Annotated in this window: 5 protein-coding genes; all 5 read left to right on the top strand. The window is 74.9% G+C overall.

Going from position 1 to position 15,142, the window contains the following annotated elements:
- Positions 1-24: 24 nt before the first annotated feature.
- The 5 genes from GA0070623_RS19005 to GA0070623_RS18985 are packed head-to-tail and all read left to right on the top strand — an operon-like array spanning position 25 to position 15,142.
- Positions 25-6,195 (top strand): type I polyketide synthase, encoded by a 6,171-nt coding sequence (locus tag GA0070623_RS19005; protein ID WP_067301046.1) that lies wholly within the window; start codon positions 25-27, stop codon positions 6,193-6,195.
- A 1-nt stretch (position 6,196) separates the two neighbouring features.
- Positions 6,197-12,247: a type I polyketide synthase gene (locus GA0070623_RS19000; protein ID WP_067301049.1), complete on the top strand. Its 6,051-nt coding sequence runs from the start codon at positions 6,197-6,199 to the stop codon at positions 12,245-12,247.
- Entirely contained in the window at positions 12,244-13,272 is a 1,029-nt protein-coding gene (locus tag GA0070623_RS18995; protein ID WP_067301052.1) for a 2-oxoglutarate and iron-dependent oxygenase domain-containing protein, read from the top strand. Before GA0070623_RS19000 ends, GA0070623_RS18995 begins: the two co-directional genes overlap by 4 nt.
- Positions 13,269-14,276: an isopenicillin N synthase family dioxygenase gene (locus tag GA0070623_RS18990; RefSeq protein ID WP_067301055.1), complete on the top strand. Its 1,008-nt coding sequence runs from the start codon at positions 13,269-13,271 to the stop codon at positions 14,274-14,276. Before GA0070623_RS18995 ends, GA0070623_RS18990 begins: the two co-directional genes overlap by 4 nt.
- The gene (locus GA0070623_RS18985) at positions 14,276-15,142 is read left to right on the top strand and encodes a 3-hydroxyacyl-CoA dehydrogenase family protein (protein WP_067301058.1); all 867 of its coding nucleotides are present in this window, start codon (positions 14,276-14,278) and stop codon (positions 15,140-15,142) included. Before GA0070623_RS18990 ends, GA0070623_RS18985 begins: the two co-directional genes overlap by 1 nt.

Here is a 15,142-nt window from a genome sequence, read left to right as displayed (position 1 = left end):
GGACCGACGCCGGAGGGGGAGTACGTGAACGAGGCTGAGCTGCGTGAGGCGTTACGACGGTCGGTCGCGGTCATCGACTCGCTCGAACGCCGCCTGGAGCGGGCGGAGCAGCCGGTCGCCGTGGTGGGGATGGCGTGCCGCTTCCCGGGAGCACCGGACCTCGACGCGTACTGGCGGCTGCTCGTCGACGGGGTGGACGCCATCGGCGACATCCCCGCCGACCGGTGGGACGTCGACCGCTACTACGACCCGGACCGGGCCGCGCCGGGCAAGATGTACAGCCGGCGGGGCGGCTTCGTGGCCGACGTCGACACCTTCGACGCCGCCTTCTTCGGCATGTCGCCTCGGGAGGCCACCCGCACGGATCCGCAGGCCAGGATGCTGCTCGAAGTCAGCTGGGAGGCGTTGGAGCACGCCGGGCAGTCACCCCAGGCGCTGCGCGGCTCCCGCACGGGGGTCTACGTCGGGTACGCCGAGAACGACTACGCGAAGCTGGTCGACCGGCTCACCGGACGCAGCGGCATGGTCGACCCGTACGACGCCACCGGCACGGGCGCCTGCTTCGCCTCCGGCCGGATCTCGCACGTGCTGGGTCTGCACGGCCCCAACCTGGCGGTCGACACGGGGTGCTCCAGCGCGCTGGTCGCCATGCACCAGGCGATCGGGGCGCTGCGGGCGGGCGAGTGCGACGTGGCGCTCGCCGGCGGGGTGCACCTGCGGCTCGCGCCGGAGACCACGCTGGCGCTCGCCCGGACGGGCGCGCTGTCGCCCGACGGACGGTGCAAGACCTTCTCCGCCGCGGCCGACGGGTTCGGGCGCAGCGAGGGCTGCGGGATGGTCGTGCTCAAGCGGCTGGCCGACGCCCTGGCCGACCGGGATCCGGTGCTCGCCATGGTCCGGGGCAGCGCGGTCAACCACGACGGTCCCGCCAGCGGCCTGACCGCGCCGAACGGGGCCGCCCAGGCGGCGCTGATCGACACGGCGCTGCGCCGGGCGGGCGTCGGCCCGCACGAGATCGGCTACGTGGAGGCCCACGGCACCGGCACCCTGCTCGGCGACCCCATCGAGGTCGACGCGCTCGCCTCGGTCTTCGGCGCGGTCGAGGGGCCGGTCTGGCTCGGCTCGGTGAAGTCGAACATCGGGCACACCGAGGGCGCGGCCGGCGCGGCGTCGGTGATCAAGACGGTGCTGGCCATCGCGCACGGGCTCGTCCCGCGCAGCCTGCACGCCGAACCGCCGAACCCGCACGTCGACTGGGCGGCGTCGCCGTTCTCGGTACCGTCGGACAACCAGCCCTGGCCGGCGGACCGCCGCTGCGCGGGGGTCAGCTCGTTCGGGATGAGCGGCACCAACGCGCACCTGGTGCTCGGTCCGCCCCCGCCCCGGGAGGCGACCGCCGAGCCCCGGCGTCCGGTCCGGGTGCTGCCCGTGTCGGCGCGTACCCCGGCCGCCCTGGGTGTCCTGCTCGACCGGTACGCCGACGCCCTGCGCGACGGTGTCGACGCCACGGCGCTGTGCCTCACCGCCGCCACCGGCCGGGCGCACCTGCTGGTCCGGGCGGCGGTCACCGGCGGGACGGTCGCCGAACTCGTCGAGCGGTTGGCGGAGCGCCGGGCCACCCGACCGGCCGCCCCGGCCCGGAAACCGACTGTCGCCTTCCTGTTCACCGGCCAGGGGGCGCAGTGGGTGGGCATGGGCGCGCAGTTGTACGACACCGCGCCGGTGTTCCGGGCGGCGGTGGACGAGTGCGTGCCGGTGATCCGGGAGCTGACCGGCGTCGACATCCGTACCGTGATGTTCGACGGCGCGGACGCGGACCTGTCGGACACCACCTGGACCCAGCCCGCCCTCTTCGTGCTCGGCCTCGGCCTGGCCCGCCTGTGGCAGTCGTGGGGGGTCACCCCGGCGATCCTCGTCGGGCACAGCGTCGGCGAGCTGACCGCCGCCTGCGTGGCCGGCACGGTCGCGGTGCCCGACGCGTTGCGCCTGGTCGTCGCCCGGGGCCGACTCATGGCGGGCGGGCCGGGGGCCGGAGTGATGACGGCCGTCGCCGCAGACGAGAAGACCGCCGCCGCCGCCGTCAGCGACCTCGACCGGACGGCCGTGGCCGCGGTGAACAGTCCCCACGAGACGGTGCTCTCCGGGCCGGCGGACCAGATCGGGCAGGCGGAGGAGCGACTGCGGGCCGACGGGGTACGGGTGCGTCGGCTCGCGGTGTCGAACGCCTTCCACTCGCCGCTGATGGCACCGGCCGCCGCCGCGTTCGCCGAGGTCGTCGCGCAGGTGCCGCTGCACCGGCCGAGGCTGCCGATCGTCGCCAACGTGCCCGGCGTCGCCGACGGGGAGCTGCTGACCCGCCCGGGGTACTGGGCCGACCACCTGGTGAGCCCGGTGCGATTCGCCGACGGCATCCGGCACGCCGCCGACGCGGGGGCCGACCTCCTGGTCGAGATCGGCCCGAAGCCGGTGCTGCTGGGGTTCGCCCGGGACTGCCTGGCCGACCGGGAGGGCGTGGGCTTCGTGCCGAGCATCCGGCCCGGGCAGGAGTGGTCCACCCTGGCCGCCGGCCTGGCGGAGTGCTACGAGCACGGGGTCGACGTCGACTGGCGGGCGTTCGAGGCCGACCACGACACGGCACGCGTCGCCGCGCCCACCTACCCGTTCGAGCGGGAACGGTACTGGCTGCCCGAGCCGCCGCCGGCCACCGACGCCCGGCACGGGGTGTTCACCGATCTCGTCGAGGACACCGGGGACGGCTCGCTGGTGGCCCAGACCCGGCTCACCCCGGCGACCGCGGCCCTGGCCGAGCACCGGATCCACGGCGACGTGGTGGCACCCGCCGCGTTCCATCTGGCGGTCGTCCTGGACGCGGCCCGCGCCGGGGCCGGGGGTCGGCACGTCGACCTGGTCGACCTGGTCTTCCCCGCCCCGCTCGCGGTGCCGGCCGAGGGCTCGGCGCGGATCCGGGTGCGGCTGCACGGCCCTGCGGACCAGCGGGAGTGCACCCTGGAGACGGTCACCGACGACGGGGCGGTCGCCCACGCCGTCGGGCAGGTACGGGTGGCCGACGTGCCCGCCCTGGGGGAACGGCACGATCCGGCCGCGATCCGGTCCCGGCTCGACCGGGACGTCGACCCGGCCGCCCTGTACCGGCGGCTCGCCTCGGGCGGTGTCGACCTCGGGCCGGCGTTCCGCTGGCTCACGGCGGTACGGGTCGGCACCGACGAGGCGTTCGCCGAGCTGACGCCGCAGCCGCACCCGCCGGGAGCACACCCGGAGAGCGTGCATCCGGGGCTGCTCGACGCCTGTTTCCAGCTCACCGAGGCGGTCCGGTCCGCGACGGACACGGTGGCCCGGCTGCCGTTCGCGCTGGGCCGGCTCACCCTCGACGGGCCGGCCCTGCACCGGGCCCGGTACGTCCACGCCCGACGGGCCGGCGACGGCGGCTGGCACCTGACGGTCCTCGACCCGGACGGGGAGCCGGTCGGTGTCCTCGACGCCTTCCGGGACCGGGCCGTCGACCGGGACACCCCGGACCGCGGGTGGTTCGCCCGGCAGGAGTGGCGGCCGGTCGGCGCGGCCACCCCCGCCCGGCCGGAGCGTCCGCTGCTGCTCGCCGACGACACCGCGTGGGCGGCGGCGGTGGCCGGCGCGCTCGACTGCCCCCGGCGTGACCTCGACGCCGACCTCGACGAGGGGGCGGTCGACGGGGTCACCCACGTCGTGGTCGCGTCCGCGCCGACGGGCGACGACGCCGACGCGACCAGCCGCTTCCTCGACATCCTGCTCCGCCTGGTGCGCCGGCTGGGCGAGCGCGGCCGGCCGCCCCGGTTGACGCTGCTGACCCGGGGCGGGCAGCCCGTCGACGCCACCGTGGTGGCACCGTCGCAGACCGCGGTCTGGGCCTTCGCGCGCACCGTCGCCGCCGAGTACCCGGACCTGGGCTGCCGGGCGATCGACGTGGCGGACGAGGCGGACCTGGCCGAGGCGGCGGCCCGGATCGCCGACCCGGGCTCCGGTGACCGGCTGGTGGTCCGCGCCGGCCAGGCCTACCGGGAGGCGTTCACCGGGACGGACCCGCCCGGCCCGACCGGGCCGACGCGGCTCGTCCTGGGCGCGTACGGCAGCCCGGACGCCCTGACGACGGTCCCGCTGGAGCGCCGGCCGCCCGGACCCGGCGAGGTGGAGATCGCGGTCCGCGCGGCCGGGCTGAACTTCCGCGACGTGCTCGTCTCCCTCGGCATGCTCGCCGCGCACTACGCCGAGGACCGGGGCATCACCCGGGCCGACGAGGTCCCGCTCGGCTTCGAGTGCGCGGGGGTCGTGCTGGCGGTGGGGCCCGGGGTCACCGACCGGGCCGTCGGCGACGACGTGATCGCGTACACCGAGCACGCCTTCGGCACGCACGTCACCGTCCGGGTGGAGCACACCGCGCCGCTGCCCGCCGGGATGGGTCACGCCGAGGGCGCGACCCTGCCGCTGGCGTTCCTCACCGCGGAGTACGCCCTGCACGAGCTGGCCGGGCTGCGCGCCGGGGAGCGGGTGCTGATCCACGCCGCGGCCGGCGGGGTCGGGCAGGCCGCCGTGGCGCTGGCCAGGGCCAGGGGCGCGGAGGTGTTCGGCACGGCGAGCGCGCCGAAGCACGACGTCCTGCGGCGGATCGGTGTCGACCACGTGCTGGACTCCCGGAGCACCGGGTTCGCCGACCGCGTCCTGGAACTCACCGGTGGGCGGGGCGTGGACGTGGTGCTCAACAGCCTCAACGGCGAGAGCATCGCCGCCGGCATGCGGTCCCTGGCCGACGGCGGCCGGTTCGTCGAACTCGGCCGGGTGGGGGTCTGGACCGCCGACCAGGCCCGTCGGGTCCGCCCCGACGTGCGGTACCACCGGTTCGACTTCGGTGACGTCGCGGAGCGGGATCCGGGCCTGGTCGCCCGGCTGTTCGCCGCGTTGCTGCCCCGGTTCGCCACCGGCGAGCTGTCCCCGCTGCCGCTGCGCGCCTTCCCGATGACCGGGGCCGCCGAGGCGTACCGGTACATGCAGCGGGCCCGGCACACCGGCAAGCTGGTGCTGGTGCCGCCGACGCCGGTGGACGTCGCGGCGGCGGGGGTGCTGGTGACCGGCGGCACCGGCGCGCTGGGCCGGCGGGCGGCCCGGATGCTGGCCGACGCGGGGGCGCGACGGATCGTCCTGATGGGCCGGGGCACCCCGTCCGACCAGGTGCTCGACGAGCTGCGCGGGCGGGGCGTCGAGGTGGAGTTCGTCCGGGGCGACGTCGCCGTGGAGGCGGACGTACGGCGGGCCGTCGCGCGTACCGGCACGCTGGGCGGGATCGTGCACGCCGCCGGTGCCCTCGACGACGGTGTCCTGCGCGGCCAGACCGCCGGGCGGTTCGCCACCGTCCTGCGCCCCAAGGTGTACGGCGGGGCCGTGCTGGACCGGGTCGCCCGGGAACACCGCCCGGCGTTCTTCGTGGTCTTCTCGTCGGTCACCGCCGTCGAGGAGCGCGGCGGGCAGGGGGCGTACGGCGCGGCGAACGCGTACCTCGACGGGCTGGTCGCCCGCCGCCGGGCCGACGGCCTGCCGGGGCTCTCGGTCGCCTGGGGGCCGTGGGCCGGCGGGGGCATGGCCGCGGACCTGGCCGGAGTCCGCAAGATCGACCCGGACGTCGGGACCGCCGTGCTGCAGCGGCTCCTCACCGCCGGCACCGCGGCACCCGCCACCATCGTGGTCGATCCGAACCGGGACACGATCCCGGCCGCCGGGCGGACCGCCGGGGCCGCGCCGGCCGCCGACACCCCGCCCGCGCCGGTGGACCGACCGCGCACCCCGGCGGCGATGACGGACTACCTGGCGGGTGTGGTCCGCCGGCTCACCGGGCTGCCGGCCCGGGTCGCGCTGGACGACCGGACGCTCTTCGTCGACGTCGGGGTGGACTCGCTGGTCCTCATCGAGTTCCGCCAGCGGATCCAGCGGGACCTGGCGGTGTCGGTGCCCGCGTCGACGGTCTTCGACCACCCGTCACTGGGGGAGATGGCCGGTCACCTGCTGGCCCTGCTGGCACCCCCGCCGTCCGCGCCCGCGACACCGGACACCCACCGGCCGCCCCGCCGGGACCTCGACGAGGCGGACGCGGACGACCTACGCCGCATCCTCGACGAGGAGCTCGGGGAACTCGACGAAGGGATGGAGTGAGTTGTCGACCGAGAACTCCGACGACCTCGACCGGCTGCGCCGGGCGGCCCAGACGATCCGCACCCTGCGGGCGTCCGTCGCCGAACTGAAGGCCGCCGCGACCCGGCCCGTCGCCGTCGTGGGGATGGCCTGCCGCTTCCCGGGCGCGGCCGACGTCGAGCAGTTCTGGGAGCTGGTACGGCACGGCCGCAGCGCGATCGGGGAGGTGCCCGCCGGGCGCTGGGACACCCCGCCGGTGGACGCGCAGGGCCGGCCGTGGCGGGCCCGCGGCGGTTTCCTGCCGGACCTGGACGGCTTCGACCACCACTTCTTCAACGTCTCACCGCGGGAGGCCCGGCAGATGGATCCCCAGCAGCGCCTGCTGCTGGAGGTCAGCTGGCACGCGCTGGAGTCGTCCGGCCGGGATCCGAGGACGCTGGCCGGCACCCGGACCGGGGTGTTCGTCGGGATCGCCGAGTCGGAGTACGCCCGGTTGGCCGAGCGGCAGGGCGCCGGCAGCGCGGCGATGTACGGCGTCACCGGCAACGCGTGCAGCGTGGCGGGCGGACGGATCTCGTACCACCTGGGGTTGCGCGGCCCCAACCTCTCCGTCGACACCGCGTGTTCGTCGTCGCTGAGCGCGGTGCACCTGGCGGTGTCCAGCCTGCGGTCCGGCGAGTCCGACCTCGCGGTGGTCGGCGGCGTCAACGCGCTCCTGCTGCCGGACACGTTCACCGCCTTCATGGACGGTGGCGCGCTGGCCCCGGACGGGGTGTGCAAGGCGTTCGACGCCGCCGCCGACGGCTACGGCCGGGGTGAGGGCTGCGGTGTGCTGGTCCTGCGCCGGCTGGACGAGGCGCTCGCCGACGGCGAGGAGATCCTGGCGGTGATCCGGGGCAGCGCGGTGGAGCAGGACGGCCGGACCAACGGCCTGACCGCGCCCAGCGGGCTCGCCCAGCAGTCGGTGATCCGCTCGGCGCTGGCGAACGCGGGCGCGACCCCGGACGAGATCGCCTACGTCGAGACGCACGGCACCGGCACCGCCCTGGGGGATCCGGTGGAGGCGGACGCGCTCACCGCCGTCTTCGGCGAGCGGTCGCGGCCGTTGCCGGTCGGCGCGCTCAAGGCCACCATCGGGCACCTGGAGGCGGCGGCGGGCATCGCCGGGTTGATCAAGACGATCCTGGTGCTCCGGCACGGGGAGGTCCCGCCCGCCACCCACCTGCGCCGGCTCAACCCGCACGTCGACTGGGAGTCCACGCCGGTCACCGTGCCCACCGGGCCGACCGGCCTGGTCGGCGAGCTGGCCGGGGTGAGTTCCTTCGGGTTCAGCGGCACCAACGCCCACGTGGTGGTGGGCCGGGCACCCCAGCGCGCGACGCCGGTCGCCCCGGGCGGCGGGCACCGGGTGCTGACCCTGTCCGCCCGTACCCCGGAGGCGTTGCACGCACTCGCGGGCGCGGTGGTGCCGGTGCTGGCCGCCGCGCGGACCCCGGAGGCCTTCGCCGACGTCTGCGCCGCCTCCGCCGCGTACGCCGGTGACCAGCACCGGCTGGCGCTCGCCGCGACCGGTGGCGCCGCCGCCGCGGAGCAGCTCGGCGGGCACCTCGAGGGCCGCAGGGTCCGGGTCCGGCAGCGGGAGGCGAAGCGCCGCCCGGTGGTCGCGTTCCTGTTCGGCGGGCAGGGGTCGCAGTACCCGGGGATGGGTCGCGGGCTGTACGCCGACGACCCGGTGTTCCGGGACACCATCGAGACCTGCGACAGGTGGTTGGCCGAGCACGCCGGCTGGGAGGTCCGGCTGCTCGACCTGCTCTACGCCGCCGAGCCGGACGCCCGGCTGGACGAGACCCGCTACGCGCAGCCCGCCGTGTACGCGGTGGAGTGCGCGCTGGCCCGGGTGTGGCAGTCGCGGGGGGTACGGCCATCAGTGGTGCTGGGCCACTCCACCGGTGAGTTCGCCGCGGCGCACGTGGCCGGGGTGCTCGGGCTCACCGACGGGTTGGCCCTGGTGGCGCACCGGGCGCGGCTGATCGACTCCGCCACCGGGGGCCGGGGCCGTACCGCTGCCGTCTTCGCCCCCGCCGCCGAGGTCGAGGCGGCCATCGCCGGCATCGCCGGGGTCACCGTGGCGGCCTGGAACGGCCCCCGGGAGACGCTCGTCGCCGGCCCCCGGGACGAGGTGGCCGCCGCCCTGGTCGCCTGCGGTGAGCGGGGCCTGCAGCACCGTCCGGTGACGGTGCCGCACGCGCCCCACTCGCCGATGGTCGACGCGGTCACCGACGAGTTCCGGGCCTTCGCCGCCGGCCTGACGTACGCGGATCCCACCGTGCCGCTGATCTCGAACGTGACCGGTGGCGTGGTGCACCGGATCGATGCCGACTACTGGTGCCGGCAGCTCCGCGAGCCGGTCAGGTTCACCGACAGCGTGCGGTCGCTGGCCGAGCACGGCTGCGACGTGGCCCTGGACGTGAGCGCGGCGCCGGTGCTGACGCTGCTCGGCCGGCAGAACTGGACCGGCACGCCCATCGTCTGGGCCTCGTCGCTGGTCCAGAACGTCGACGACGGCAAGCAGCTGGCCGCCGCCGCCGTGGAGCTGTACACCGTCGGCGTCGACCTCGACCGGCACGGCCTGCACGGACCAGGGAGGAGCCCGGTGAGCATGCCCGGATACCCGTTCCAGCACACCCGGCACTGGGTGGAACCGGCACCGGTCCGCCCCCCGGCGGACGCCGCACCCGGTGCCCACCCGGTGCCGACCGCGACGCCGGAACCGACGACGGTGGCCGGGCCGGCGACGGTGGCCGGGCCGACGACGGTGGCCGCCGGACCGGAACCGGAGCCAGCTGTGGCGGTGGCCGTCGGGCCGGAGCCGGTGGACGATCCGGCCCGGTTCGTCGCCGGGCAGCTCGCCGAGTACCTGGAGACCGAGCCGGACCTGCTGTCACCGACCGCCTCGTTCCTGGAGCTGGGGGCCGACTCGCTGGTGATGGCCCGGCTGGTCCAGGACGTCAACGACCGGTACGGGGTACGGCTCAACGTGGGCCAGCTCTTCGAAGGGCTGGACAGCGTCGCCGCCCTGGCCGGTGACCTCCGGGCGCACGGCCGCCCGCCCACCCCGCCACCGCCCGTTCCGGCGCTGCCCGCCGGGTCGACACTGCCCGCCGGACAGCCGGTTCCGGCGCTGCCGGCCGGGCCGGCGGCACAGCCGGACGGGGACGGCGGGCTGCGCGAGCTGGTCCAGGCGCAGATCGCGCTGATGAACCGGCAGCTCGACCTGCTCGGCGCGGCACCCGTCCCGGGTCCACCGGCCACCAGCACGCCACCGGTCCCGGGTTCGTCGGCCAGCCGGACGGCACCGGTGCCGGGTTCGTCGACCACCCGCCCGGCACCGGTGCCGGGCGACCGGACGCCGACCCGGGCCGGGGCGTCCGGGCCGCCGGTCGCCGACGGGGTGCCGACCGTGGCGAAGGCCGCGCTGACCGACCTCACCGACCGGCAACGCCACCACCTCGACGGGCTGCTCGACGCGTTCACCGCCCGGACAGCCGGATCGCTCGAACGGGCGCGGACGCACCGGGCGTACCGGGTGGACACCCGGATGCGGACGGTCCGCCCGGAGACCCGGCGGGCCTGCTACCCGATCGTCGCGGGCAGCGCCGCCGGCGCCCACCTGACCGACATCGACGGCAACGACTACGTCGACCTGGCGATGGGCTTCGGGGTGCTGCTCTGCGGGCACGACCCGGCCTTCGTCGCCGAGGCCGTCGCCGAGCAGGCCACCCGGGGGATCTCGGTGGGGCCGGTGGTCGACGGCACCGACCAGGTGGCCCGGTTGTTCTGCGAGCTCACCGGCAAGGAGCGGGCCTTCTTCACGGTCAGCGGCACCGACGCGGTCCGGGGCGCGCTCCGGGTGGCCGCCGCGGCGACCGGCCGGTCCCGGTTCGTGATGTTCGCCGGGTCGTACCACGGTCAGGACGACCGGGTGCTGGCCCTGCCCGACGTGCACGGCGACCCGCTCGTCTCGGTACCGATGGCCCCCGGCATCTCACCGTCGGCCGCCGCGGACGCGCTGATCCTGCCCTACGACAGCGAACGGTCGCTGAGCATCATCGAGGAGCACGCGCACGAGCTGGGCGGCGTGCTGGTCGAGGCCGTGCAGAGCCGCAACCCCGGGGTACGCCCCGGCGCGTTCCTGCGCCGGCTGCGCGAGATCACCGCCCGGACCGGCGTCCCGCTGATCTTCGACGAGGTGATCACCGGGTTCCGGGTCAAGCTGGGCGGCGCGCAGGAGTGGTTCGGCGTGGAGGCCGACATCGCCGCGTACGGCAAGTGCATCGGCGGCGGTCACCCGGTGGGCGTGGTCGCCGGTGCGGCCCGTTACCTGGACGCCGTGGACGGCGGCGGCTGGCAGGACGGCCCAGGCCAGGCGGTGCCGGAGACCACCTACATCGGCAGCACCTTCGAGAACCACCCGGCCACCGTGGCGGGGACGCTGGCGATGCTGCACCACCTCCGCGAGCAGGGTGGCGCCCTCCAGGACCGGTTGAACGCGGAGACCGACTACCTGGTCACCACGTTGAACACGATGTTCCGCCGGGAGGGTGCGCCGATCCGGGTGCTGCACTACGGCTCGCTGTTCCGGTTCACCTGGAAGGGCAACGCCAGCTACGCCTACCAACCGCTGGCGATGGAGGTGTTCCACTTCCACCTGCTGCTGCGCGGCATCTACCTGTGGGAGGGCCGGACCTGCTTCCTGTCGACCGCGCACACCCGGGCGGACGTGGAGCGGGTGGTCACCGCCGCCACCGAGGCGGTCCTGGCCATGCGGGACGGCGGGTTCCTCACCGACGAGGTCCCGCCCCGGGTCGCCCCGGCCCAGGCGGCGTTGCTGGCCCGCTCCGCCGCCGCGCCGCAGGATCCCGACTGGACGGTGGCCGAGGACGTGGAGCTGTCCGGTCCGGTCGACGTGGCGGCGCTGCGGCGGGCGGTCGCCGGCGTCGTGGACCGGCACGAGGCGCTGCGGGTGGTGTTCCGCGACGGTCGGCCGGAGCGCGGTGCGCCACCGGAGCTGGAGGTCGTCGACCTCGACGGGACCGGGCTGTCCTACCAGCAGTGGTGGCAGCAGCGGCTCGCCGAGCCGTTCGACCTCGCCACCGGGCCGCTGACCCGGTTCTTCCTGGTCCGGTCGGGTGACCGGGAGCAGCACCTGGTGTTGTACGCCCACCACCTGGTCTCCGACGGCATCTCGATGACCGTGCTGCTCGACGAGTTGGCGGCCGGCTACGACGGCACCGGCCCGACCGAGCCGGCCCTGCAGTACACCGACCACCTGGCCCGGCTCGCGCTGCGGGACGTCGCGGGCGGGCGGGAGTACTGGCGGACCGCCCTCGCCGGGGTGCCCCCGTACACCGCGCCGGCCGGGCAGCGGGACGCGGGTGACCGGCATTTCGGGATCCTCGACGCCGAGCTGACCGCGGCGGTGCACAAGGCGGCCCGGGAGTACGGCAGCACGCCGTTCCAGGTCCTGCTCACCGCGCACGGGCTGCTGGCACACCACCGGTTCGACACCGACGACCTCGTCATCGGGGTTCCGGTGGCCGGGCGCGACTATCCACGGGGCGTCTCCGTGGTCGGCTACTGCGCCGAGATGCTGCCGATCCGCAGCCGGCTGGACGCTGCCGGCACGGTCCAGGACTACCACCGCGCCCTGCGGCAGTCGATGCTCGCCGGTCTGGCCCACCAGGTGCCGCTCGCCGACGTGGCCGACCTGTTGGGCGGTGACGGGGCCTTCCCGCTACGGACCGTATTCAACCTCGACCACGCGGTGCCCGCGCCCCGGTTCGCGGGGCTGTCCGCGCGGTTCCGCCCGGTGCCGGCCCGGGCCGCCCTGGTCGACCTCCGGCTCGACCTGATCGAGTCGGACGACCACCTGCGGTTGACCGTCGACTACCGCACCAGCGTGCACGACGCCGGGCAGGTGGCCGACTGGGCGGACCGTTTCGTCGCGACGGTACGGGCCGTCGTGGCCGGTCCGCACACTTCGCTACGCGAGATCAAGGAGGTGACGTCATGAGGATTCCGACCGTGCACATCGGTGCGCTGGCCGCTCACGACCCGGCCGCCATCGCGGCGGTACGGCAGGCGACGAGGCAGATCGGCCTCTTCTACCTCGACCTGCGGCCCGGGATCGGCGCGGAGACCTTCGACGAGCTGTTCGTCGAGACGCGCCGGTTCTTCCACGCCGCCCCCGAGGTCAAGTCGGCGATCAGCGTCCGGCACTCCCCGCACTACCGGGGCTTCGTCGCGCCACGGGAGGAGTCGACGAACGGCACCGCGGACCTGAAGGAGTCCTGGGAGTTCGGCCGGGAGGCGACCCCGCCACCGGACGCCGAGCCACAGGACTGGTTCGTCATGTACGGCGGCAACCAGTGGCCCGACCCGGCCCGGCTGCCCGGGTTCCGGCCGACCGTGGACCGCTACACGGAGTGGGTGTCGCAGGTCGGCCGGACCGTCGTCGAGGCGCTCGCCCGGTCGATGGGGCAGCACGACGTCCTCGGTAAGCCCGACTCGGCCTTCGGCGAGGACCTGCACTGGTTCTCCCGGCTCATCTACTACCGGGACAGCGACGAGTACCGGGGGGAGGACGTCCGCCTCGGCGAGCACACCGACAGCGGCATGCTCACCGTGAGCATCCAGGACTCCGACGGCCTGGAGGTGCGTACCCAGGACGGCGAGTGGCTGCTGGTGTCGCCGCCGCCGGGCGCCTGCGTCGTCTTCACCGGCGAGCTGATGGGGCTGTGGAGCGGTGGCTACTACCCGGCCTGCCGGCACCGGGTGCACGCCGACAACCTGCGCGGTGACCGGGTGTCGGTGATCTCCTTCTTCATCCCGGAGCTGGGCAGCGTGCTGCGTCCGATCGACCCGGCGGAGGCGGTCGCGGCGGAGGGCACCGACGCGGCGGTCGCGGTCGCGGCGGACAACCCGTGGCTGCGTCCCGGCGAGCGGGGCGACGCCGTCGAGCCGTTCGTGGTCGGCGAGCGGGAGTGGGCCCGGGTGCACGAGATCTTCCCCCGCGACGAGCAGGAGGTGACGAAGTGAGCAGGCAGCAGACGTTCCACGAGGTCCCGGTGATCGACGTGGGTGCCCTGGTGGTCCCGGATCCGGACCCGCAGGCCCTCGACGAGACGGTGCGCCGCATCGGCGACGCCTGCCGGGACGTCGGATTCCTGTACGTGCGCAACCACGGTCTGCCCGACGGGCTGTCCGAGCGGATGATGGCGCAGACCCGGGCCTTCTTCGACCTGCCGATCGAGGAGAAGATGAAGCTCCGGCTCGGTCAGACGAGCCAGTTCCGGGGCTACATCCCGATGCTCGCCGAGGTGACCGCCACCAAGCGGGACTACCACGAGTGTCTCGACCTCCAGCCGCTGTCCGGTCGGGACGCGGAGACCATCGCGGCGGCGAAGCTGGCCCGCCAGGGCCGGCACCCGCTCGACGATCCGGACCAGTGGCCGGCGGCGCTGCCGGAGTTCCGGCCGGTGATGATGGAGGCGTGGAGCGCGCTCACCCGGCTCGGCGAGCAGCTCGCCGCCGGGATGGCGCTGAGCCTGGGCCTCGACGCCGGGTTCTTCCAGAAGTACGCCGGCGACGAGCTGTGCGACCTGCGGCTGTCGCACTATCCACCGTTCCAGCCGGACCGCAGCCTCGACGACGTGGAGTTCGGCATGGGCGCCCACGTCGACTACGGGTTCCTCGCGATCGTCCAGCAGGACGGGGTGGACGGCCTGGAGGTCCGTAACCCGGACGGCGAGTGGGTCAACGCGCCGCACATCCCGGGCACGCTGCTGGTGAACATCGGCCTGATGATGCAGCGCTGGACGAACGACCGCTACACCGCCACCTGGCACCGGGTGCGGTTCCCGGGCGGGCGGCACCGGTACTCGATGCCGTTCTTCTTCGAGCCCGCCTTCGACGCGGTGATCGCCCCGGTGCCGGAGTGCTGCGGCACGGACGACCCGCCACGCTACGAGCCGGTGCAGTTCGGCACCTGGGTCGTCGAGCAGTTCTCCACCGCGTACGACAACAAGGAAGACCAGGCGTGATGGGCGACTCGGCAGCGGCGCGGCGGCGCGTCGGCGTGGTGGGGGCGGGCGCGATCGGCACCAGCGTCGGGGCCGACTTCCTGTTGCACGGCTTCGAGGTCGTCTTCGTGGACCGCGACGAGCGGACCCTGGCCGAGGCGGCGAGGAAGGTGGCCGAGGGGGTCCGGTTCGCGCCGATGCTGCGGCCGGGCCTGCGCCGGTTGTCCCGCGCCGAGCTGGCCGAGCGCGCCCGGTACGTCGTCGACCTCGGTGAGCTGGCCGGCTGCGAGTTCGTGGTGGAGAACGTCACCGAGGACTGGGCGGTCAAGCGGGACCTGTACGCCCGGCTCGACGCGGCGCTGCCACCGCAGGTGGGCATCGGGGTGAACACGTCAAGCATCTCGATCCAGCGGCTGGCGGCCGAGACGACCCGGCCGGAGTGGATCGTCGGTATCCACTTCATGAACCCCGCCTACGCCACCGAGGCGGTCGAGGTGATGCGGGGCGCGAACACGTCGGACGACTGCCTGGCGTACGTCGAGGAGCTGGTGCGTTCCCTCGGCAAGCAGGCGATCGTGGTGGGCGACTTCCCGGGGTTCGTCAGCAACCGCATCTCGCACGTCTTCTTCAACGAGGCGGCCCGGCTGGTGCAGGAGGAGGGGGTCGAGCCGACGGTCGTGGACCAGGTGTTCAAGCGCTGTTTCGGGCACACCATGGGTCCGCTGGAGACCGCCGACCTGATCGGCCTGGACACCGTCGTGCTCACCCTGCGGCACCTGCGGGAGAGCACCCACGAGGACCGGTACGAGCCCTGCGGGCTGCTGGAACAGAAGGTCGCCGACGGCGAGGTGGGCCGCAAGGCGGGCCGGGGCTTCTACCGCTACTGA

Origin of the sequence: Micromonospora rifamycinica, assembly GCF_900090265.1 — a bacterium.
In the GTDB taxonomy this organism is placed as follows: Bacteria; Actinomycetota; Actinomycetes; order Mycobacteriales; family Micromonosporaceae; genus Micromonospora; species Micromonospora rifamycinica.
This window is presented reverse-complemented; position numbering and strand designations above follow the sequence as displayed.

Excerpts from the sequence above, each read along its gene's own strand:
- GA0070623_RS18995 (WP_067301052.1), top strand. The coding sequence starts at position 12,244 with ATGAGGATTCCGACCGTGCACATCGGTGCGCTGGCCGCTCACGACCCG.
- GA0070623_RS18985 (WP_067301058.1), top strand. The coding sequence starts at position 14,276 with ATGGGCGACTCGGCAGCGGCGCGGCGGCGCGTCGGCGTGGTGGGGGCG.